We start from the raw sequence: 23,720 nt of genomic DNA, 5'->3' as shown, positions 1-23,720 counted from the left end.
TAAAATTTAATTCCTTAATCGGACACCTTCAAAAACATAAAAAACCATTGGATACAGCAGGTAAAAACAACTCTGCATTTTTACAATCTTTGAAGATGGTGCCTGTATCAATATTGCTTACCGCTTATGCCAACGCAGACACAATGCCCTCTGAAAACCGCTTCGAACAAGTTTCCGACAGCATGCATCAAAATGCATTTATCCGGGATCTGCCGCCAAAAGATGAAAAAACAACCATCCAAGCCAATGTTGAAACAATTCTCGACAATGAAGCATTAAAACAACAACCGCTGCTTCTTCACTATTTGTTCGAACAATCGCTCAATACTGAAGATCCGCATTTGATTGCCTCATTAAAATCCGCTTATGAAACCCTGCCGGAAAAAAATCCGATTTTACTTCAACGTGCGGAGGGCTTTCTGAAAAAAAATGCCGGCCATTATCGTCAAGCCGTCAATATCTATCAGCGTCTTAACCAATCTCATCCGCAAGACGAACGCATCGCGCTTGATACAGCTGCTGTTTTATTTGAAGATAAGCAATGGACCGAAGCGGATATGCTGTTTGCCCAAACCGCCCTTTCAGACGACCTGCCTGAAGCAGTCAGGCACAATATCAGACGCTACCGCGACAAAATCCGCGAACACAATACATGGCAGTTTAACGGCAGCCTGAGCATGAGCCGTAATGGAAACATCAACGATGCCGCTCCCGCCTACTGCTCGCCTATCGGCTGCCAACCTTCTCAAAAAGAGAGCGGAACAGGCATTAATTATGGTTTAAATATCGAAAAAAACACACCGCTGTCCGGCCATCACAATCTGTATTTCCGCAGTTATACGGGAGGAACCAGCTATTACTTTGACAAAAAATCGCAGTATGACCATACCTTGCACCGCAGCCATTTGGGCTGGCAATATCAAAACGCACGAAACACCTTGAATATTCTGCCGTTTTATCAGGCACAACTGGCAGGTAGTGATGAGTTTGAGAGCAAACCGAAAAATAACCATCGCCTGATACCCAACATGCTGGCCCATGCCTTGGGCGTGCAAATAACCGGAACACACCGTCTGCCACAAAATAAAGGACAAATCCAAATCAATGCGGAAAGCTACCGCCAGCATTACCGTCCTAAAGAAAAACAGCCCCTTTATGACGGCAACCACTACAGTTTGTCTTTATCACTGGCCAAACCGGCCGGCCGCCACCACTTGCTTTTCATCGGTCTGGGTAGCAATTGGTTTCTTCCCCGCCAACCGCAGCTTAACGGCCGCTCAAACCATACCGCATACACCCGAAGTTTCATCCATACAGGCTGGCTGGCCGAATGGCCTTCACTGGCAGGATTACAAAGCCGTCTCAGCGCGCAATATGGCCAACGGCGCTATAAAGGCCAAGCCTTGGACACTGATTTTTTTTACCGTACACAGAAAAATTACGAAACTGTCTTTTCTGCTTCTATCTCCCACCCGAAACTCAGTTATCGCGGATTGACACCCAAACTGACTTGGGAAGCACGTAAAACTCGTAGCACACATAAATGGGCCGAGCGCAGCCAACAACAATTATTTGTTGAAATTGAGAAAAATTTCTAACCATACGGCACAGCACATTAAAAGGCCGATACCTGTGTCCAACTCACGATAAAAAAGCTTACTTAAATTATCAAGTAAGCTTTTTTCATTCCCAACATACCCATAATTTCTCAGATTTCTCCTCTTCGAGGGGTATGGCAGCCTTTTCACACAACAGCAGGCACATCAACTCACCGCCGCACGAAGGCGGCTGGTCAGCTATTTGCTGTACAACATTCTCAAAATTTGCGTTTCAATTCACAGCCGCATGAAGGCGGCTGGCCGAATGGCCTTCACTATCGGGTTTACAAAGCCGTCTGAGCGCGCAATACGGCCAACGCCGCTACAAAGGCCAAGCCTTGAACACCGATTTTGTTTACCATCCGCAGAAAAATTACGAAGCCGTCTTTTCTGCTTCGTTCTCCCACCCGAAGCTCAGTTATCGCGGGTTGACACCCAAACTGACTTGGGAGACACGTAAACCCCGGAGCACACCCAAATGGGCCAAGCGCAGCCAACAACAATTATTTGTTGAAATTGAGAAAAATTTCTAACCATACGGCACAGCACATTAAAAGGCCAATATCTGTGTCTAACTCACGATCAAAAAAGCTTACTTAAATTATCAAGGAAGCTTTTTTCATTCCCATGCAGATAAAACGGCAACATCTCACCCTAATGTCCGCTGGGCAACAATCACAGGCACTACCAAGGCAGCATACATACGGGCAAAAGTGCGGGTATCTACCGCACGGCGGGTCGCCCCCACCAGTCAAATCATCAGCACCAGCAGAGCATAGGTCAAGGCGTGCCACACCTTGCCCGCCATCACCGCATTGACCATAAACGCCCCAAACAGCGGATAAGTCAAAAACAATAGATTCTCAAGGGCGACAATGCCAAAGGTGATTGCCAATTTTTTGCGGTGCTGGTGTCCGATATGTTTTAAGGCCTGCCATATTCGTTATTTTCCTTGTTGTGTTCATCGGCGATGGTTTGGCGAAACAGCTGTAAAAAACGCTGTAACCACCGCCATTACAAGATGAATTTCTTGTTGGTTTTTATCAGTAAATAAACCGCTAAAAATAGCGTCAGCAATTCTGCCAATGGAATGGTTATCCACGCACCGTTTATTCCGAAAAACAGAGGCAAAATGCTTACGCCTGTCACAATAAAAACAATGCCCCGACACACCGCCATCAGAATGGATTTTCCCGCTTCGCCAAGCGAGGTGAAATAGCTGGTAATCAGAATATTCATTCCGTTTATCAAAAAGACGAATGAATAGATAGACAGTCCTAAGGTCGCAATATTCAATACCTTACTATCAGCATCATCAAAAAACAACTGGATAATCGAACTGCCAAAAAACTGTAAAACAAAAAATATCGCAATCCCAATGCTTATGTTTATTTTTGCTGCATATCGAAAGATGTTTTTCACACGTTCAAAATTTCCTGCACCGTAGTTGTAGCCGAGCACAGGAATTAAGCCGTCTGAAATGCCCAGAAAAATCAACACGCCCGTAAAATTGATGTAATTGATTACCGTAAAAGCCGAAATCCCTTCCGTCCCCATGAGTTTGATCACAGCCAGATTGACCACGAAAATCGTAACGGCTGAAGCCATTTCCGATACGCCTTCCGACGAACCGTTATAAAACGACTGCCAAAGCAATTTGCCTGAAAACCGCCCCTTGAGCATGGATAATTTTTGCTTGGGGTTGAAGGTGATAATTGCCGAAATCAACAATCCTATGCTAAAGGCAATGCCTGTTGCCATACTCGCACCCATTGTTCCCATGCCCGCATATTTCACCAAATACACACTAAAAGCGATATTTAAAATAACGGTAAAAGACATCATCAACATGGAAAACTTAGGGTGTCCAAGGGCTTTGAGCATTGCGTCTGAATAAAAACACAATGCAATAGGCAAAATAAAAGGCAATAATCCTTTCAGGTAGCCCAAAGCGTGAGGTATTAATACCTCGTCGGCACCGAGTAGCTTGGTAAATTGTTCCGCAAAAAACAGCAAGATGGCGGTTATGGTAATGCTGACCAACGTTAAAGCCCAAAACCCTGTTGTCATGGCATCTTGAGATTTTTGCAAATTGTTTTCGCCCAAACCGTGGCTTACGATGGTTTGGCAACCGGTACCGATGATGAATGCCACAACCATCAACATACTGTAGAACGGCAAAACAATATTCACCCCACCCAAGGCTTCCGCACCGGCATAGTTGCCCACAACAATGCCATCGACGATATTTTGCAATCCGAAAAACAATACCGTTACCAAACTTGGTAAGGCATATTTAAGAAATAATTGGCTAATCGGACTGCGTTCAAGCAATTGGGTATTTTCTATATTTGATTTCATCATTACTTTTCTCAGATGGCGATGGTTTGCCGAAATAATTGCAAAAACCGCTGTAATAAGCCAAACAACTGCTCGGACTGCTCCTGCCCAAACTCTGCAAACACACGCTCGCTCAAGGCTTGATGAGCGGTGAGTAGCGGCATGGCTTTGGCTTTGCCTACTTCGGTCAATCGTAAAATCCGCTCCCGCCCGTTGGCCAGATTGTCATGGATTTGCAAAATGCCGTTTTCTCTAAACTCTTTGCAGACGTTGAACACCGTTTGCTTGGGCAACAGCCACTCTTGGCAAATCTGCTTTTGTTTCAACTCACAGCCGCACGAAGGCGGCTGACGGGGCTGTAAACAGCATGTCGTAGTACTAACAGTTTCAACTCACAGCCGCACGAAGGCGGCTGACGCCCGAACACCGCTATCACCGGCCTTTTCATACGTTTCAACTCACAGCCGCACGAAGGCGGCTGGCCTTCACTGTCGGTCAATTCGCGCTTATGTCCGAGTTTCAACTCACAGCCGCACGAAGGCGGCTGGTCGATTTGCGTTGCAGTTGAGTTCGGCTTACCCTGTTTCAACTCACAGCCGCACGAAGGCGGCTGACAAAACAAGGACCGGGTGGCAGTTTCCCGTTGTGTTTCAACTCACAGCCGCACGAAGGCGGCTGGAAATTCCACGATTTGGTTACGGTTTTGAAAACGAGTTTCAACTCACAGCCGCACGAAGGCGGCTGTTCATCAGTGCCGGTTTTCCGCCATCGATCAAAGTGCGTTTCAACTCACAGCCGCACGAAGGCGGCTGCTGATGCGTCTGCGCTTTCTGTGATGCCTCTGCTTTGGTTTCAACTCACAGCCGCACGAAGGCGGCTGATAATGTTCGCGGATGGAAAAGGCGGCGATGTTGTGTTTCAACTCACAGCCGCACGAAGGCGGCTGAGCCTCTGCCAAAACGCTTGCCAAACAAGGTTTATTCCACTCTGTTTCGCCAATCGTTCTTGCAAAAACACATATCGTTACTATATCACATTTAAGTAACCGTTCATTGATCCAAATTATTAAAGAAATCAAGCTTCGCCGACCTCCCTGAAGTTTCATGAGAACAACAGGTTAGCGGGCTATACAATCAAGGTATCTTTAAACGCATCTATTGCCGGTTTCGCACCGTGATGTTCTACTTTGCGCCGCCATTTGCTGCCCAAGTGATAAAAGCGCAGGCTGTCGGTTTCAGGTTGGTAGGTGGCCAAGAGTTTAGCTTTCAGGCGTACCCATTGGTCGGGGGCGATGTCGCATTCGAACACCGAATACTGCACCCTGACACCATAGTCCAAACACAGTTTGGCGATCCGCCGCAAGCGCGCCTGTCCTTCGGGGTCTTCCAGCGAAATATCGTAAGTAATCAACATCAGCATAGACTATCTCATCAAAAACGGCGGATATTCGGCCAAATCGCCGCGCAAATGCCGCGCCAGCAGCATCGCCTGAATATAAGGCAACAATCCGATTTCCACTTCTTCCTGCAAATACGGATGGATAATTTTTTCCTGCTTTTTGGCTTGCAGCGTCTGAAAAATCAGCTTGCGCGTATCCGCCTTGATATTCACCGCACCGCTGGCTTCCGTTTCAAAATCAGCAGGCTTGATTTGACCGCGGTTAATCAGGCTCAACACCATTCTGTCCACCCACCAGGCGCGGAATTCTTCCAACATATCCTGTGCCAAACTGTCGCGCCCCGGCCGGTCTGCGTGCAAAAATCCCACTTGCGGATCCAGCCCCACGCTTTGCAATGCACCGCCAATATCCCGCCCCAACACGCTATACAAAAACGACAGCAACGCATTCACCGGATCGCGCGGCGGTCGGCGGTTACGGCCGTTAAACACAAAACCGCACTTTTCCGTCAGCAAATGCTGAAACACGCCGAAATAGCGCGAAGCCGCATCGCCCTCAATACCACGAATCAACTCCAGATTATCCGCCCGCTGTAACTGGCTCAAGCTGAAATTCAAAGCAGTAATGGCCGTCTGAACCTCGGCATGCTCGCCATGATTACGCAGCCTGCGTTGCAACACCCGCTTTGACGACTGGATTTTCGCCGCAATAATATTGCGCGCAATCGCCACCGGATTATGTTCCGACTGTCGGTACTGAGCCTGCCGCAGCAACACATTGCCACTCTGCCGCCCCTGCAAACGCCCCAAATAACGCCCGTTTTCGGTAAAAAACGCCAGATTGACATTATTCTCCCCGCAAAACCCCATAAAAAACGGCGACACCAGTACATTACCAAAACAAAAAATATGCGCAATCGAATGCACCGGCAACTGCAACAGCTTCTGCCGCTCGCCTTCAACCGTTTTCTCAATCACCAAGGTTTCCCGTTCTTTGTGCAAGTAAGTGCCTTGGGTGGTGATGTATAGGGTGTTTTGGAGTTTGCGCATAAATTGATAGTACCTTAATTTTTAATATTTATTATTAAGCAACAATGCAAAAAGTATTGATTAAAGAATTAATGGAACATTCCATAAATGCCATTTCGACTTAAAAAAAGGCTTATTCATCAACCAAATTGCAGTATTAAAAGCAAATAACCCCCTTGAATTTTTTAATAATTCCCAACGATAAACTGGATCATTTTTACCACCTAAAGCAATATATTCTTTTTGCATATTCACCGCTAAATATTCTTGTGTTTTTATAATATCTGAAAAATCAACTATCTGATCCCCACGAAAGGTATAACACAATCCACCATTCTTGAAATAACTCCTCTCGTCTCTCAATATTTTCCTAAAAGTATTCCACTCATACAGTGAAACGCCATCTTTTGTGCACATATCAAGATTTTCAATTGAATGAAGCAAAATGAACCGACTGCCATTTAGTAAATTTAAATTAGCCACAACCTTTTTACCCATTCTGGATATTAATCGTTCTTTTACTTGACTTGTCAAAACTTTATCTCTTAGTGAAGATAATTGCTTTACTCCTTTCTTTAATTCTTCATTGTGGTAGTACTCACTGAATTCATCCCTAAAAGCCGGGTGAATTGTTTTTATTCTATGTTTTATTTGGCAAAAATATATTAAGTTACTTTTTTTATCGTAGATTATAATATCAGCATCATATTTTTCTTTTGGATCATTTATCCCTTCTGTCACCATAAATCTCTTTTTATCTAAGACATCATTCAAATACTTTAATATATACTTATTTTCAAACCAAATACCTCTTTCTTCTATATTAGCTAAATCTTTGCTTAGATTTGTCTGTAGTGAAAATTTTAAATTAATATCATTTATCCTAATACACTCATCATTTATCACCGTAGCTATTCGATCATTTTTGGATATTTTCAAACTATCCATATTATCAAAAAAATCATCAATCTCTTCCTCTAAAAATCCAAACGAGGTTATTTCAGATCTATTAATGGTATTTTCTAAAGAATTTCTCTCGCTATCATTATAAATTTCCTTAGCATATTTTTCCTTATTCTGAATGATATGTTTTGTTAATCTGAAAGATAAATATGAAATAAACTCTACTTTTTTTCTTATTTTTATAAATACCTCTTTATCCTTTTTATTAAAAAATTTCACATAATCAGGGTGGATACTAAGGTTTTTATCTATGACAATATTTACCCAATTCTGAAATTTCAGGGAGTCTCTAGTATCGCAATTTAAAATTTCCCCTTGCATAAAAGAATCTGAAATATGACTTTGTTGAGTAAAATAACGAGAAAACCACATCATCTTATAAGGAATTAAATACTCTTCAACAAGCTTATAATAACCTTCAGAAGAAACACTTATAACCTGTAGTAAAATATATATAATTAAATCACTTAATGCATAGAAAGCATAAAGACTTACTTGCGACCTTTGAGATAAAGATCCCCACTCCATATAGTTGTTTCTTATTAAATCTTCTTTAATTCTTTCACGATAATCATTTTCAATAAGAACCTGATTATAAATTATATTTTCTCTTCCATATTCATCTAAACAGTACGATTTTATTCCAAATTGAAATACCGATTTATGAAGAAAATATTTTTTACATTTCGCTCCCTGTATTGCATTTTTTTGTAGTAACAAAAAATTTGATATAAATTGACTTGGAATATATTTTTTAATTTCTGCGTGTTGCGCAGAAAGTGGATTGTTTATAAGAGAAAAAACGAATTCTCTTTTCTCTTTATCCATTTCACTTAGTTTATTTTCGATACATTCAAAGAAATGTTTCATAAACACTACTTATAAATTTTGATAAATTATCTATAAAGATTCGCCACATACTCCCCCGACCTATCCTTTTTCAACAAAGCAGGTTGGCAAAGCTCCAACAGCGAACACGCTTTGCAATGTTTGCCATACACAGGTGGTGGGGTTTCGCCGCTTTCCAGCAGCAACCGCACTTTGGCAATCACCGCCAGCGTTTCCTGCCTGAGGCCGTCTGAAAACAATACCGGCTCGCGATGGCGGGTTTGCTGATACCACAACACACCTTCGCCCACCGTTTTGCCGGTCATTTCTTCCAAACACAGGGCTTGGGCACAGAGCTGGATTTTGTCCATTGGCGTAGGTTTGGGTTTGCCGCGTTTGTATTCGACGGGTTTCAGACGGCCTGTTGCCAGCTCGTGTTCCACCATATCGAGAATGCCGCTTATGCCCAATTTTTCTGCCGACACATGCACACTGCGTTCAAAGCGTATGCCTTTGCGGGTTTCCGGTTCGCCCGAATCCACCCGCTCATGCAATGCTCTGCCCTGTGCAGTGAGAAAATTCTCCGCCCACGCTTGTTCGTTGTGAATCAAGGCACACTGCCTTGGACAAAAGGCATAGTGTTGCAGGGCGGAGAGGGAGATGGTGCGCATGCTTAAAAACCGTCAATCTCTTCTGCTTTTAGCCCGTCCAGATTGTTGAGCTCATAGCTGCCGTCAGCATTTATGCGCAAACTGCCGTGCACTTTGGCTGATGAGTATTGCCCTGATTTGCAGTTGTGTTCCCACCAAATCAGTTTAAGCACTTGCATACTACCTTCAGGGCGGGCAGAAGAGGCATCGCCTTCAAACAATTTGCTCAACACAGCTTTGATTTTTTCGGCATCGGCATCACTAAATCCGGTACGCTCTGCCAATTGCGGCGACATCGCACCATAAGCGACATAAATGCCTTTATCTACGCGGTGTTTCATGCCCATGGTGTCGGAGCCGCGTTTACTGCCATCGCCTTCACCGCTCACGCTTTTGGTAATTTGGGTGCTGGTCACGATAACCGGTTCGACGCTGAAAGCCGACTGAATGGTAACCGGCCCGCGCACGGCAATCGACACTCCTGAAGCGTCATCGCTTTTGCCAAAGGCGAACACTTGCCCGAAGCTGCGCACATCCAGCCATTTTTCACAGGCTTTTTTGGCAGTTTCGTCTTTATTGGCTTTTTTCGGATTAAAGGCATCTGCCCCCAAACCAATTTCTTTGTCTTTAGCTCGATTGGCCAGGCTGGTCATCCCGTCGGTTTTCTTTTCATCCGACTGTACAAAAATAGCCTCGCCGCTATCTTGCAATCGGTCACGGATTTTGCGTTTTAAGCAGACATCGGTCATTTCACCGATACCTGAAAAGTCCACACGGGGGCGGTTGCCGTTTAAGGGATCGCCGTTGGGGTTGGCATTTTGCACGCTGAGAATCAGGGCGAAGTCGATTTTTTTAGTTAAGCTCGCTTGGTTTGTCATTTGGGTTTTCCTTTAAATGTTGGTTATTTATTCACTTGCTTCGGTTTTCTTTTGCTTAGTAGCTTGACGCTCGGCAACTTGACGAGCTATTTCCATCAATTGGCAATGGTAGCCAAGCAAGAATTCACCTGTTAATTTTGCATCACTTTTATATTCCTCTGTATCAAACAAATCCATAATCTCCCCAATGGCTTGTTTATAAAAATTTTTTCCATGGCTGATTAAATAATTTTTATATGGAACCAAGGATTTTTCAAGATTCAGCCATGTGCTATATGGCTGCTGGGCGAACTGCTGAAAATAACGTTCTGCATTGGTTGCCCTCGTAGGTTCTTTCTTGCCATTTTGCAAATATAAGGCATACCATTCCAATCTTTCAGCTTGAGCAATCAATCTGCCGTATAAATAATCGCGCGAATTATTTTCTTTATCTAAAGCCATAGGGTAGTTTCTCCGTTTTGATGGATTATGATGACGGGCGTAGTAGCCCCGATATAAGGCGCAGGCCACGCCGATGTTTCGTTGCCAATGATTTTTCTGCTCCTTTTCTCCATCTTTGTTTTGATACTTTATAAAAGGATTGCAGGCTGCCTGAAAACTTTGTTGCATCAAATCGTCAGGAATAGGAACGTTTTTCCCACCTGCGATGACGGGCAATAAGCGGGCATACAGTTGTTTTTTAAGTTTTCCGTCTCTATCCGATACCTTTCCATAAACCGTCTCATAAATCGCATAAGGGGATGGCGGAACAATCGGCCAAATGGGTTGTTTGGTTTTCTTTTTGCCGTCTTTTGTTTCACGCGAATAGCGTTGGTACCATGAAAAATCATCAACCCAGGCATCCAGATTGGCAAAATAGTTTTCAGGCAAAAATTCCTGATAATAGGTTAATGCCATGCGCCCAGCACTTGAACTATCCAGCATCAATAAGGAAATTTGCTCATGTTTGTTTAATTGTGCTTTGAAACCGTGCAGTTTCTTTTTGATGAGTGCAGCGGCTGTTTTGCCGATATTGGTAGACCAATCTTTTTGGCTGCTGCTTTCGGACGGCCTATTGTTTGTATTGTCTGTTTCTACAATTGCCAAATCATCATCGTCATTATTAATATAGTCGTAGCTATCCTGTAGCGGTGATGGCACGGTTTCGCCGCTGATTGCCCAAACAACGGTGACTGGTTCGCCACGAATTCCCTGGCGACCAATTAGCCAGCGTAGCGCTGCATGTGCTTTATGTGATACATCAGCTGACAAGCTGCTGGCTTCTTCTGCCGTCTCAAACCGCCCTCTAAAGGTATAGCCACTGGTATCTTTAGAGGATATCAATTTGGCTTTATCACCAGAATAAGTTAGCTTGGCAGGATGGCTTTCCCGTGTTTTTTGCACATCCCCTGTAACTAAGCAGAAATTTTCTTTGAGCAGCGTGCTTTGATAATAATCCGACCAGCTTTTCTGCACTTCTTTATCTGTCCAAGTCTCAGGGTCAACATTAACTGAAATCCGAACCGACCAAACAACCAACGCTTTTCGAATTTCAAATACGCCTTGTTCTTTGGTTAACACACTAAATAATGCAGGTTTATTTTCTTTGCCATCTTTGGTGTCAATCCAGTTATTGAGTAAATTTCCATTATCGTCAATGGGCACAATTTTGGCTGCAATTAAATCAGTTAAAACACGCCCCTTCTGGATATATTTTTGTATCGCCAATACTTTTGCATTTTTTGTATTTTGACACCAGCCATCTAATTGATCTGCATAAAGATTAAAGGTTAATTTCTCTACTTTTTTCGTTACCTTCTTTTTCCTACCATTATGGAGTCTCTTCCTCTACAGAAATATCCTCTGAATAAGTGTGTCCTAAGTCTTTCGCAACATATTGCAGGCTGTCTGCCAATGCATGCGGAGCCAAGCCACTGGTTCTACCTTCGGAAGATTCGGTTACTGGTAGCATGATAATAGGCTTATCTGTCAGTACTCTGGCAGCAATAAAGTCTCCTTCTCCATTGATGATAATTTCAATATGAGCAGTTTGCGGGCTATGCCACAGCGGTGCTAATTTACCCAAATCTGATAAATTATTATTTTGCTCTACCGCTTCATACGTCCGATAAAGTTTCTGCATCCAACTCATAAGCCCAGCTCCTTCGCTTCGTCTTCCACCGCTTTCATATTCTCACCGCGACCAAAGGTTTTTTCAGGCAGCATTTTGCGGATAAAGCGGGTTTTCAGACGGCCTGTATCATCCACATGCGGAAATTCAATCACGCCTTTTTGCATATTCGCCATCCAGAAGCGGTTAATCAATTCGTGATTTCCGGTTTCTTCCGGATAACCGAAACTGTGGAACATCAAGCCGAAATCCAGATTCGGTACTTCATCATAAAAACCTTTGCCTTCGCCAAATTCGCACGGCTCGACATAGCCTTGGCAATCGCGTGTGCCCAAGAAAATATCCTGCCTGCCACCTCGCGCCAACATCCGTTCGGCAATAGCGAGATGTTTGGCGGGAATGCGGTCTTGTTCCAAATTCGGCTGGTGCATATTCCATTCAAAATGAGCTTCGACTTGATATTCCACATCTTGCAAAAAGGTATAAATCGCCAAGGTGTTGCCGCCGTCCCAATTCAGCGGCTTGGTGGATTTGCTCTGTGTTTGAATGGCTTTCATCACTCGAATGCGGTCGATATGCCATATCAATGTGGGCTTCCAATAGATGCTTCTCACGATGCCTTTGATTGCCTCATAAGTCGGCACTTGATAGCTGAATTTTTCTCCGCCGATTTTGGTAATGGGGTCAGTAAATAAGGCCTGCCGCCCCCATACGCGGAAACTGATTTTGTTTTTCATAATTCTCCTAACAATCATAAAATTTCAATATGTTTGTTTCATCCAAAGTCAAACCATACTGCTTGTTATAATGCCGCTCATCCAGATAATATAAGCCTGTATTGCCTATTGGATATAGCGCATGTTCAGACTCCAACTTTTCCCAAACATTGGGAAAAACATTCACACTAAAACGTTGTATGGCTTTCAAACTGTCATAAAACTCTTTGCTTTTTTTCGGGGCATCACATTCTCGACACAAAGTAATAATATGTTTTTCTCCCTCACCATAAGGCACAACCACCGCCCGAGTGGGTGCATCAATCGCTTGGAATGCCTGCCCCGCACTTTTGAACGACTGCATCAGCAAGGGATATTGCTTGTTCTGCCTGCGTTTGTCGTTTTTGGCGGCATAAACATTTTGACTATTATCCCCCAACCAATCCAACAGGCTGCCTGAAGTGCTGTTTTTAAGCGGATACACCATTTCACCGCTGCGTTGGTAAAAATAGCATTCAAAATAACTTTCCATCGCGCCCGGTTGCAAAATATCCTGTTCGGCAAAATCACGGAACACCCGTCCCGCCTGCTGTTGCCCCATATCAATATCAGGCAACAGTTTTTTCAGGTTATGCGGTTCTTGCAGATTCAGCACCCAAACTTTGCCTTTTCCCTCCGCTTCACCATGCCGGTTGCAACGCCCTGCCGCTTGGGCAATGCTGTCCAAGCCTGCCAAAGCACGAATCACGCATTTCATGGAAATGTCCACCCCCGCCTCAACAAGCTGGGTACTGACGCACAGCACGGGCAATTGCTCTTTTAAGCGCTTTTCCATTTTTTCAAACAAATTCTTGCGATGCGTGGCGCATTGGTTGGTACTCAAATGAAACAAGGCTTCAGACGGCACATTATGCCTTTGGCAATATTGATAAAGCTCGGCCGCCCACTTTTTGGTATTGACGATAAACAGGCAGCTTGAGGCCGTCTGAAACTGTTCCAGCAAAAATTCACCCGCTTCATCCACCGACCAACCGCCTGCTTTTTCATTCAGGCACACGTCCACGCGCGATAACTTATCAAACAATTGGGTGATGTCGTCGTTTTCCCCCATGATTTCCGCATTGTCTGCCAGCCTTAACAAGCCGTTTGCCAACACCTTGTTTCGGTTGTCCTCTGGGAATTTATCCAAACCGGATTCAGCCAATAACGGCTGGGTGGCGGTACACAAAATAGCGGTGCTTTTGCCAAATTGAGTCAGCCAATTGAGCGTATTGCAAAACAGATGCACGCATTTCACGGGCAACGTCTGGATTTCATCAAAAATCAATACGCTGTTGGTCATCGGATGAATATGTCTTGCCCCGCGAGTGCCGCCGCCGAACCAGGCGTCCAAAAACTGCACCATGGTGGTGAACACAATCGGCTTGTCCCAATTTTCTGAAAGCAGTTTGTTTTGCCAGCTTTGCTTTTCAGGATCGAGATTGGAATGGTGTTCCAGCACCCAATCGTCACCCAAGATTACACGGACGGTTTGGGCGTTCTGGTCTATGATGGAGGTATAGGGAATGATATAAATGATGCGGTCTAACTGATGCTTTTGAGCATGATGAAGCGCGTGGCGGAGGCTTGCCAAGGTTTTGCCGCCGCCGGTTGGTACGGTGAGGGTATAAATGCCTTGCGGGTCAGACGCTCTGTTCAGACAGGCATTGGAAATATTTTGGCGGATTGTATCAATCGGATAACGAAACTCAAATGCGGCAAGGTGCTTTTCCAATTTATCAATCGCTGGTTGCCAATCGGTTGATTCCTGCAAACTGCGTAACGTCTTGCGGTTTTCATCTTCAAAATCCGCACTATTGATACGGTCGGCATCAATCAGGCAGCTAAATAAAAAGCGGGTAAAGCAGCCTAAATAGAATTCTATTATTTTTATTTTATGGCTGGCTCCCTCTTTAGACATATTGAGTAAGGGTGTCAGCGACTTTAGCATCTGTTTCAGCAAGACTTGGTCTGCAAGTGTTTTTGCCTGCACCTTTATCACTGAATCCGCATTTTGCTCGCATTCGCCCAAATGGGTTAACTCATCAGCTTTATCAAAGCGTTTTTGCCAAATCGCATTGCCTTCGTCATCCAAACAATCAATCAAGCCCGCACCGTGATGTGAAGCAATACACAGCCCCAAAATCTGTCCGCACAATTCACCCTGCCCTTCTTTACCGAATTTTCTCAACTCACGATAAACCCACTGCGCCCCAGCGGTAGAATGATCCACCTTGCTGCCATTCGGCGTGCTTTCTTCATCATCCAAATCAGGATTGAGCAAACCGGTCACATCATGAATGTACTTTTGAAACTTCAGAGAATATTTGCCGAAATCGTGCATCAAACCCAATAGCTCTCCTGCCAAATCCAAATCCAGCTTGGCCGCCAGCATTTTGGCGATGGCTGCAGTTTCCAATAAATGGGTTTCAACCGATTGCTTGGCATTGTCCGATTTGCGGACGTGGGCGACGTATTGTGTTTTCAAGATTTTCTCCTTACGACTATTTCTTCCCCAAAAACTAACCAAGAATTTTGAGCTATAGCTATTTATCTTAATTTGACTATATATTTTGAATAAATTCATCGATATTGATGAGTAAGTCATGTTGTGATTGTAGTTAGAATTAAGGTAAATAGCCATATAAGTAAAGCCATGCTCGCATCTCGCCGACATACTCCGTATCTACTGACGGGCCTGCTTCCACGATGTCCTCGAGAAGATCGCACTGGCAGCAGACAATATCCTCACTCTTTCCTCCTTAAGCTACGCCCTAATACTGCCGCTTCGCCCAGTTCGCCAAAGGCTTTTCGGAATTCGGCGGCGTTTTGCTCAATGATGCTGGTAAACGGAATCACATAAATCACCCGCCGCATACCGTGCTGCTTGGCGTGTTCCAAGGCAAATGCCATCGAAGTAAAGGTTTTGCCGCCGCCAGTCGGCACGGTGAGTGTGAATAATCCTTTAGGTAAATTGGCTTGTTGTACTGCATAGTCCAAAACTTCACTACGCAGGCGGTTGAGTTCTGCCTTGCGTTTGTCTTCTTCGTTTTCAGCTTTGGCTTCGGCAATACGCCGTCTGAAAGCGGCAAGATAAATATCGAATGCTTGTTGCAACTCAGTCAAATCAGGCGCACCGCACCGCTGACTGATTTTATTTTCCAGTTGATTGTAAAAGATTTCCGTATCCAAAAAATCGGCATCAACCAAGCAGGAGTAGAGCATACGGGTGAAAAAAGCCAAGGAAAAAGCAGGATGGCTTTCACTCGGCTTAAGCGTGGGATCAGGTAAGTTTGGGGGCAGTTGAATTTCTTGTTGCCAAACAGAATCCAGCTTTGGAATATCCTGACCAAACTGCAAAGCCAGACGCTCTTTTAAGGTGCGGCGGTTCTCCCCTTCCCCCACACCATTGGCCAATCCTGCATGGTGTCCAGCGATACAGAACGCCATCAGTTTGCCAATATGCCCCCATTTTTCCGCTGCAACCTTTGCCCCTGCACTGGCGTGATCCGCCTGCTTTTTTGAACCATGGAGACGCGCATTGAATTCAGGACTGTATTTACCCAAATCATGCAACTGCCCCGTATAACGCGCGATGTCTTCCGACGCAAAAAAATGCGCAAAACCTGCGCCGCCATCTCACCGACTTGGTGCAGATGGCTGTGCAGGGTTTGCCAGTGTCCGTAGGGCTGGTTTTCAGCGGAGTGGGCGTAGTAAATCGTAGGATTGGAATCCAACTGCTCAATAAATCCAGCGCTCATTTTTCATCCTTGTGACAAAATTCATGAATTGATTATTAACCAAGTTCACTCCAACGGGCTAATCTGCCCATTCACCCCATTAGGAAACTCAACCAACATCAGGTGTAAGAAAAGCCAACGTATTGCAAAAACGTATTGCAAAATAGATGAACACATTTAATTGGAAAGGTCTGAATTTCATCAAAAACCAATACGCTGTTGGTCATCGGATGAATGTGCCTTGCCCTGCGCGTACTAATGTGAATTTCGTTTTAACTTTGGCGCATCAAAGGGCAGCTTAAAATCTTGCGATTTCGGTGTGGTATTCAAGGCTAATATAATACAGTTCCTTATTATTTACCAGACAAGGAAATTATCAATATATATCACTGACCTCCGGTAAGCATCGACTGCCAGCCTGCAGACCTGTTTCAATTAATTCATGTTCCCATGATATTATCCGAAAGCCAATGTGCACAGTTTGCAGGCACCTTCTTTAAAGGCCGTCTGAAAACATTGAACATCATTTTCTTGCGACTGTGTATGGGTAATGGTCAGCAACCATGACTGCGGCAGCATGGTGTAATTGATGCCTAACCCTCCCTTACTGGTCGGTGCAAAAGCAAACCGCAGAATGGCATTGCCATCACCCAAAGTTGAAGTAGAAAGAAAATCTTCAGTGAGTAATTGATACGCAGGTTCGTCAAACCACTCTGTTGCCACACTGTACTGATTGGCCATCCACTGCAAGCCCAGCATATGGCGGTTGACGCCATGGCCGGTTTTGCAGGCCTTAACCCGGTTTTTGTGTTCAGACAAAGCGGCTTGCAACAATGCCGTATCGGCTTTATTTTCCGATAAAGCACGTACCAGCGCCAAAGATTCTGCCGACAGCGGACGTATGCACTCTGTCCGACCGCTTTGAAAATGACTTACATCAACTGCTTCATAGGTATTGCGGACACAACCCCATGTTCGCAATTGCGCGTATTGCAGGGCAAATTGAATCAGTGCGTCCTGGCTCACGCCTTTGACGGGTTGTATCGGCCAGCCGGTCTCGCAGCTGCTCACCCGCATCTTGTCTGCTTTTTGCGCGTATTGCTGCAGCCATTCCGACCATTTCTGCTTTTCGGTTTCGCCCAATATCCACTCTTGGCGGCTCATCACTGGTACCGATGCAGCTGTTGGTTTGGCGGGTTCGGCTGATTTCTGCAAAATCCTTGTGGTCAAGCTTTTAATCATACCGCCATCAAGCCAAGTGTGTTCACAATGTATTGCCAAATGGCTGCTGGCAAGGTTAAAACAGTAACTTAATGGTTTATAGACCCAACAGCCACTGCGAAAGGTGGCCAAACATAATTCTTCGTCCGCACTCAAACCCGCTTCATCCAGTAGGCTGACATGAAACAAATCTTCTTTCATTTGCGCCAACAGTTTGTCATTGTGTGCATGCTCCAGCAGTCTTAAGCGTATTTCGGCCCACTGGCCGCTACCGCTTAAAGTCGGAACGGTAACCGGATAAGGGTTTTCTACCGTATTTCCCGTTATCTGCACCAAGGCCGTCTGAAAAGATTCGGCAGAATGAGGCAAACCTGCGGCGTCCAATGCCTCCAACCGATAATAGTATCCGTGCCAAAATATACCGATATGGCGGTTTGCCGCATCAGGTGCGGCAAACTCATAGCGGTCGCAGCCCGCTTCGGCTATCCTCATTGCTCCCTGTAACACTTGCCACTGCCGCATGCATACTGTTTTTCCCTGCGGCGTTACCTCGGCGGCAATATATCCCCGAAGGTAATCGGCATGTACCGCTGCTGCGGCCGCCAGCCAGTTTGCCAATCCCCAGATACCGTTCAGACGGCCTTGGGCGGCAACGGCAAATCCGACATTAGATACAAGCGGCAGCGGCTCCCGAGCACTCAAATACGTATTCAGCCAGCCATCAATCAACCAACTCGACTCTTGTTTGCTATCCGCAAAATGTAATAATTTCTGCTGCAATATCGCACCTTCATGCCCGACAAAACGAGCCGTCCTCTGTTGTAGCCCGGCAAACCCTTCATCGTCCAACAAGGGGCGGACCCATTGCAGATAACGGGCTGCAGTTTCGGCCAGTGGCGGTACCGGCAGTAAATCGGAGGGTGTCATCATCAGAGATTCCTTTCCATTAAACGGATGGTTCAAACCGGCTGCGCCTATTGTCTTCGCAGCAGCATTTGAAATTTTATATTATTTGACAGCTGTTTCAGACGGCTGTTCGGCTCAATCATCCGACTCGAAAAAAGCCAGCTTCACCACATACGCCAGAAAAATCAGCACCAACAGCAACATGGCCGTTTCAAGCAAGTTTTCCTGCCATGGCTGATTCCAATACTGCAATTCATGCTTGTTCATTTCGCCCTCCTGTTTGATTTTCTGCCGAAACCTTACCGTCACGGCGCAACTGCCGCCATAATGCCGCCATCCACAAATACATTACAAACACAAACGGAAAACCCGCAAACGAACCAACTGCCTTAATACCGTCGATTTTACCAGTGGCCACGACGGCATAGCTGATCAGTGCCATAAACAGCCCCCACAATAATGCCCGTTTTTTAGATTCTGACCGCCCTTCGCGACTGGTCATGATACCCAAAGTAATCGCGGCACTGACCGCCGTCGTCACAACAAAACCGACAAACAACACCACTGTCAACGGTTTGGTAACAAACGCCGCTGGCAGCATATTGAGCAGATAATAAAACGTCCCCTCATAATCCCCCTTATTGGCGATTTCCGCCAAATGACCTGATCCTTCTACCGTATCGAGCAGACTGAATCCTGAAAATACGGAAAACCACACCACAATAAATCCGGAAGGAACCAACACCGAAGCCAACACAAACTGTCTCAATGTCCGTCCTTTGGAAATTTTGGCCAAAAATACCCCTACAAACGGAGCCCATGTAACCCACCAAACCCAATACGCCATCGGATACCACACTATCCAATCACGGCGCTGAAACAGATAAAGTTCAAACGAATGGTGGATAGTCTGAGTAATAATGTTGCCGACTGATACCGCCATCACGCTTAAAAAATAATGCGTCGGCCCGGTTAAAAAAATAAACGCCAAAAGCAATACCGACAAATAAACCGTCAGATTCCCAATCAGCTTCATCCCCCGCTGAATCGGCAATACCGTAAACAGCATATACAAAACCGCCATGCCTGTAAGTACAGCGACTTTCCAAAAAAGACTGTTCAAAGGCCGTTCCATAATAATGCCCAGCCCGGAAGCAATCTGGGCTGTTGCCATCGCAATCGACGACGATACCGAAAATGCAATCGACAAAATCGCCGCCGCAATTGTAAACACACCCAACGGCCGGGCCCAACGCTTGTTTGCAAATGCGAATGTCAGCGGCGCGGCCGGGCTGCATTCCGTACCATGCTGATAAGTAAAATAAGCCATCACCAATCCGGCCAGCATATACAGCGACCATGCAGGCAAGCCCCACACGTGCAATGCCAGGCTCATCGCATTTTCTACCTGCCGGTAAGGCGGCAGGGTAGTATCGGCCACACCGATGGGGGATTGAAAATAATGCCACAACGCCTCAATCGGTCCGAAAAACACAATACCGACACCGATACCGGCAGTAAACAACATATTCATCCATGATAAGAATGTAAATTCAGGTTCAGCATCCTCGCCGCCCAAACGGATATCGCCGTAACATGAAAAAGCCACCAAACCGCCCACAGTCATTGCCAGCAGCGGCAGCCACATAATCAGCCAATCGAATTTTCGGTAAAAAAAATCACTGGCCGCGACAATCGTGCCAGTGAGTAAAGTCGGATGTATTACAGCGACCAAGGAAACGGCACCTACCAACAAGGCTGTCCATAAAAAGTAATTGGGGCGTTTCGAATCAGAAGACTGGGAAGACATATCTGGCTCCATATCACACAAAAATAAAATTAATCTTTTCTGATTAAATCATAAATTTACAAAATTTATCGTACCATAAGCATACCATCCAAACAACTGCTTTCAGGGAAGCTCGTAACGCTAAACAGATAACGTCGTATTCCATAGCGCAACAAGCAACTGTCGGAAAACCGTTACCTTGGGGACTGTGTATCGGAAATCCGGCTACAAACGGGCGTGTTATTTTGGCTTGCCGAAAGCATGGGCACAAAACCATTTGAAAGTGACGGGCTTAAACCTGTTAAACAGGCTTCGTGTGCCTGTTGTTGCCTGAAAGGCAGGAAATACGCCCTGAAAAGGGAAAATAAAAGCAAAAGCAGGAGTAGCGCTCAATAAAGACAAAGTGATTAATCGATAACCCAATTAACCGCTTTAGTTTAGTGTGTTTATATTTTGTAAAGATCTCAGAAACTTAGGAAGCAAAATCATAAGAAGCATGATAAGCTTCTGATATGCCTATCAAAAACAGATACCCAAAATTCAGCAAACTTTCTGAACAAAAATTCAGGCAACTATTGCGGCTTTTTACCACCAGTTTAACTGTCTCCGGTACTACACACTAATCGTTTTGGGATTATTCAAAAAAACCGGTTGTAAAATTTAACGATGTTTCTAAGCATACGTTTTCTTTACGCTTGAAGGAAACAGAGTTTCGCTTGAATTACTGCAAAGATAATTTGTAATAAGCGCTTGCTGGATATGCTACGAAATAATCTGTTGGAATAAATTTCCTTTCTAAGCCCCATAAATAATATTTAAGTAAGAGCTTGTTAGCAATGAATATCATTTATCCCATAAAAATACCGCTTGTTGGCTTTTATCAAGCATCATATAAAATATCACTAGAATAACAAATAGGTTAGTCAGACCTGAATTTGGCTGGCAGCCTATTATTCAATTTATTCTTAAATTCAAATAATCAGGGAGTAATTTACTATGACATATTACACTGGTAGCTATAAGGCTTACTGCGGCCCATCTTACAGCTCTTACAACTATTTTAAACCTTCTTATTCTTATCAAAATTATGGTTACTTATCACATGGCAAAAGTTTTTACAGCTATGTACCTGTAATTTATCCAACTATTTCCACGTGGGTTAATATTTACAATAAATATTGTTGTGTCCCTATCGCTCCGCATAAACCGGTAGACCCGCATAAACCGGTAGACCCGCATAAACCGGTAGACCCGCATAAACCGGTAGACCCGCAAAAACCGGTAGACCCGCAAAAACCGGTAGATCCGCAAAAACCGGTAGATCCGCAAAAACCGGTAGATCCGCAAAAACCGGTAGATCCGCAAAAACCGGTAGATCCGCATAAACCGGTAGATCCGCATAAACCGGTAGATCCGCATAAACCGGTAGATCCGCATAAACCGGTAGATCCGCATAAACCGGTAGATCCGCATAAACCGGTAGATCCGCATAAACCGGTAGATCCGCATAAACCGGTAGATCCGCATAAACCGGTAGATCCGCATAAACCGGTAGACCCGCATAAACCGGTAGACCCGCATAAACCGGTAGACCCGCATAAACCGGTAGATCCGCAAAAACCGGTAGATCCGCAAAAACCGGTAGATCCGCAAAAACCGGTAGATCCGCAAAAACCGGTAGATCCGCAAAAACCGGTAGATCCGCAAAAACCGGTAGATCCGCATAAACCGGTAGACCCGCATAAACCGGTAGACCCGCATAAACCGGTTGTTCCTCAACCAGGCAATAAAGATTGCGTAGATTGCGTTGACGACGACAACCAAACTAATACCTTTGGCGGTAAAGAAACTGATAAAGGTAACGTTATCAATGTGGTTCCTCCCGAAGATGGTGGAGTCGCACGGGCTGATGGTACTGCTCAAAAAGACACCATTTATGGTACTTCCGGTGAAGACATCATCAATGGTGGAGGTGGTGCTGACGTTATCTATGGCGGTGATGGCAACGATACTCTAAAAGGTGATGATAATGGAGATTCCCTATATGGCGAAGGCGGTAAAGACTATCTGCAAGGTGGTCAAGGTAACGATTACCTGAATGGTGGCTCCAATGCCGATATTATGCGCGGTGGAGATGGGAATGATACCTATTTTGTTGACCATACAGGAGATATCGTTCAAGAATTTGCTAACGCTGCTTCAGGTATCGATACCGTTCGCACAGTGATTGATTACACATTGACTGATAATGTTGAAAACTTGATTTTACAAGGTTCGAAAGACCTTAATGGTACCGGTAATGCCCTCAATAATGACATTTATGGTAACGAAGGCCATAACAAGCTGTATGGATTGGCTGGTAATGACTGCCTGGTGGCTAAAGACGGTAACGATTACCTTGATGGCGGTATCGGTAACGATGTATTGATAGGCGGTAAAGGCAATGATACCTATTTCTTTGCCAAAGGTTACGGCTTTGACACCATTCAAGACTATGAAGGTAACGATACAATCAGCTTCGGTGAAGGTATCTCTGCATCCGATATTGTTCTGACCAAATCAGGTCTTGACTTAAGTATCAGCTTCACTAACAACAGTAAAGATAGTTTGTTAATTGACGACTGGTTCAAAAGTGCCAACAATCAAATTGAAAAATTTGTTTTTGCTGACGGTAGTTCTTACACTGTTGAGGCATACAAAGGCGGCAATACTTTGAACTTTGCAGAAAGTATTCAAGAGCAAACCCAAACTCAATCTGTTATTTGATTTAAGCTGAATTGAATACATCGACAAGGCCGTCTGAAAATTTTCAGACGGCCTTCTTGTCAACAGTCCGTACAGTTAATAATGTTTATTTGCCATAATTTTCTCTTCAATAATCTTTTGCAGAAATTTAAAATATTTGAAATCGGCTTGAAAAAATCTACTCATCGCCTTTCAGTGTTTGATGTAATTTTAAGTAAAACGATTCTCATCAAGGTCGAAATTCTGACATAGATTTTCAACTTCTGGTTTGGCAAACTGGCACATATCATGCCTAATCATATCACTGGTGGTACTGTTTATGGCATTTTGCCGGCAGTGGAAACTAAGAAAATAGAAAATATGCGGTTGTCGCTAAAAAGTTTATGCCTGTATAAAGTAGAGGCAATTGTACATGGACACATTGCGGTAAGTGGTTGGAAAATTAAAAAAATACCACTTGTAACATCAAATTACCTGAAGGTGTGCAGGGAGTACAAAAATTTCCTGAAGTTATTTTCATACTGTCAACTAAAAAACCGGTGACCACGATGAAAATATCAGTTTTAGACGGTACGAAAGAATCATCGGCAAAAAAACTGGCTGCCGAAGTAGGTCAAATTACTCTTTACCAATTGTTTTACAATGGAAATTTAGGGACTACCCTAGATAACTGGGGTTATTCAAAATTATTTAAAATGACCCGTATGAGAAAAAGCTGCCTAAATCCCTATAAACAAAACAAACTGATTGGGCTGTCCGTTGCGGGTATT

General features: G+C 44.5%; 17 protein-coding genes, 3 pseudogenes and 1 CRISPR repeat array. Of the genes and pseudogenes, 4 read left to right on the top strand and 16 right to left on the bottom strand.

The window, feature by feature from the left end; all coding sequences use genetic code 11:
* Positions 1-143 precede the first annotated feature (143 nt).
* Complete coding sequence (locus C7N83_RS04760) at positions 144-1,598, top strand: surface lipoprotein assembly modifier (protein WP_170064807.1); 1,455 nt, start codon at positions 144-146, stop codon at positions 1,596-1,598.
* A gap of 257 nt (positions 1,599-1,855) precedes the next feature.
* A complete protein-coding gene (locus C7N83_RS04755; protein ID WP_106741002.1) occupies positions 1,856-2,131 on the top strand; it encodes a surface lipoprotein assembly modifier in 276 nt (91 codons plus the stop codon).
* A 116-nt stretch (positions 2,132-2,247) separates the two neighbouring features.
* On the opposite strand, the pseudogene C7N83_RS16930 reads toward C7N83_RS04755, so the two are convergent.
* From C7N83_RS16930 to C7N83_RS04685, 16 genes and pseudogenes are all read right to left on the bottom strand, one after another.
* A pseudogene (locus C7N83_RS16930) lies at positions 2,248-2,517 on the bottom strand (ABC transporter six-transmembrane domain-containing protein).
* Between the two features lie 95 nt (positions 2,518-2,612).
* On the bottom strand, positions 2,613-3,959 hold the full coding sequence (locus C7N83_RS04740) for an MATE family efflux transporter (RefSeq protein WP_106741011.1): 1,347 nt from the start codon (positions 3,957-3,959) through the stop codon (positions 2,613-2,615).
* 11 nt (positions 3,960-3,970) lie between these two features.
* Entirely contained in the window at positions 3,971-4,231 is a 261-nt protein-coding gene (locus tag C7N83_RS14190) for a MarR family winged helix-turn-helix transcriptional regulator (protein ID WP_146135094.1), read from the bottom strand.
* Between the two features lie 26 nt (positions 4,232-4,257).
* Positions 4,258-4,884: a CRISPR direct-repeat array (repeat unit 31 nt; unit sequence GTTTCAACTCACAGCCGCACGAAGGCGGCTG).
* A gap of 179 nt (positions 4,885-5,063) precedes the next feature.
* Entirely contained in the window at positions 5,064-5,357 is a 294-nt protein-coding gene (gene cas2 / locus C7N83_RS04735) for a CRISPR-associated endonuclease Cas2 (protein WP_106740997.1), read from the bottom strand.
* A gap of 3 nt (positions 5,358-5,360) precedes the next feature.
* Positions 5,361-6,386, bottom strand: a complete 1,026-nt coding sequence (cas1c, locus tag C7N83_RS04730; RefSeq protein ID WP_106740996.1) for a type I-C CRISPR-associated endonuclease Cas1c — start codon at positions 6,384-6,386, stop codon at positions 5,361-5,363.
* A gap of 60 nt (positions 6,387-6,446) precedes the next feature.
* Positions 6,447-8,198 (bottom strand): hypothetical protein, encoded by a 1,752-nt coding sequence (locus C7N83_RS04725; protein WP_106740994.1) that lies wholly within the window; start codon positions 8,196-8,198, stop codon positions 6,447-6,449.
* Positions 8,199-8,224: 26 nt separating this feature from the next.
* Entirely contained in the window at positions 8,225-8,827 is a 603-nt protein-coding gene (gene cas4, locus C7N83_RS04720) for a CRISPR-associated protein Cas4 (RefSeq protein WP_106740992.1), read from the bottom strand.
* A 2-nt stretch (positions 8,828-8,829) separates the two neighbouring features.
* Entirely contained in the window at positions 8,830-9,684 is an 855-nt protein-coding gene (cas7c, locus tag C7N83_RS04715; RefSeq protein WP_106740990.1) for a type I-C CRISPR-associated protein Cas7/Csd2, read from the bottom strand.
* A gap of 27 nt (positions 9,685-9,711) precedes the next feature.
* Positions 9,712-11,463: pseudogene (gene cas8c / locus C7N83_RS04710) on the bottom strand (type I-C CRISPR-associated protein Cas8c/Csd1); the annotation flags it as partial.
* Between the two features lie 31 nt (positions 11,464-11,494).
* Positions 11,495-11,815 (bottom strand): type I-C CRISPR-associated protein Cas8c/Csd1, encoded by a 321-nt coding sequence (locus C7N83_RS16570; RefSeq protein ID WP_211296581.1) that lies wholly within the window; start codon positions 11,813-11,815, stop codon positions 11,495-11,497.
* Entirely contained in the window at positions 11,812-12,531 is a 720-nt protein-coding gene (cas5c, locus tag C7N83_RS04705) for a type I-C CRISPR-associated protein Cas5c (RefSeq protein WP_106740989.1), read from the bottom strand. The genes C7N83_RS16570 and cas5c overlap by 4 nt, the downstream gene beginning before the upstream one ends.
* A gap of 7 nt (positions 12,532-12,538) precedes the next feature.
* Entirely contained in the window at positions 12,539-15,037 is a 2,499-nt protein-coding gene (gene cas3 / locus C7N83_RS04700) for a CRISPR-associated helicase Cas3' (protein WP_245911129.1), read from the bottom strand.
* A 287-nt stretch (positions 15,038-15,324) separates the two neighbouring features.
* A pseudogene (locus tag C7N83_RS04695) lies at positions 15,325-16,310 on the bottom strand (CRISPR-associated endonuclease Cas3''); the annotation flags it as partial.
* Between the two features lie 435 nt (positions 16,311-16,745).
* Positions 16,746-18,440 (bottom strand): choline/carnitine O-acyltransferase, encoded by a 1,695-nt coding sequence (locus C7N83_RS04690; protein WP_106740985.1) that lies wholly within the window; start codon positions 18,438-18,440, stop codon positions 16,746-16,748.
* Between the two features lie 111 nt (positions 18,441-18,551).
* The gene (locus C7N83_RS16565) at positions 18,552-18,683 is read right to left on the bottom strand and encodes a hypothetical protein (protein WP_281256736.1); all 132 of its coding nucleotides are present in this window, start codon (positions 18,681-18,683) and stop codon (positions 18,552-18,554) included.
* Positions 18,670-20,226 carry a BCCT family transporter gene (locus C7N83_RS04685; RefSeq protein ID WP_106740983.1) on the bottom strand — a complete coding sequence of 519 codons (1,557 nt, stop codon included), beginning with the start codon at positions 20,224-20,226 and terminating at the stop codon, positions 18,670-18,672. Before C7N83_RS04685 ends, C7N83_RS16565 begins: the two co-directional genes overlap by 14 nt.
* A 975-nt stretch (positions 20,227-21,201) precedes the next feature.
* On the opposite strand from C7N83_RS04685, the gene C7N83_RS16560 reads away from it, so the two are divergent.
* Positions 21,202-22,971, top strand: a complete 1,770-nt coding sequence (locus tag C7N83_RS16560; RefSeq protein ID WP_106740981.1) for a calcium-binding protein — start codon at positions 21,202-21,204, stop codon at positions 22,969-22,971.
* Between the two features lie 527 nt (positions 22,972-23,498).
* The coding region (locus C7N83_RS14590; RefSeq protein WP_211296580.1) for a hypothetical protein at positions 23,499-23,720 on the top strand (222 nt) is incomplete at its 3' end.

Source organism: Neisseria iguanae (assembly GCF_003013245.1).
GTDB lineage: Bacteria > Pseudomonadota > Gammaproteobacteria > Burkholderiales > Neisseriaceae > Neisseria > Neisseria iguanae.
Note: the sequence above shows the minus strand (reverse complement) of the source record. Positions and strands in the feature narration are given on the sequence as shown.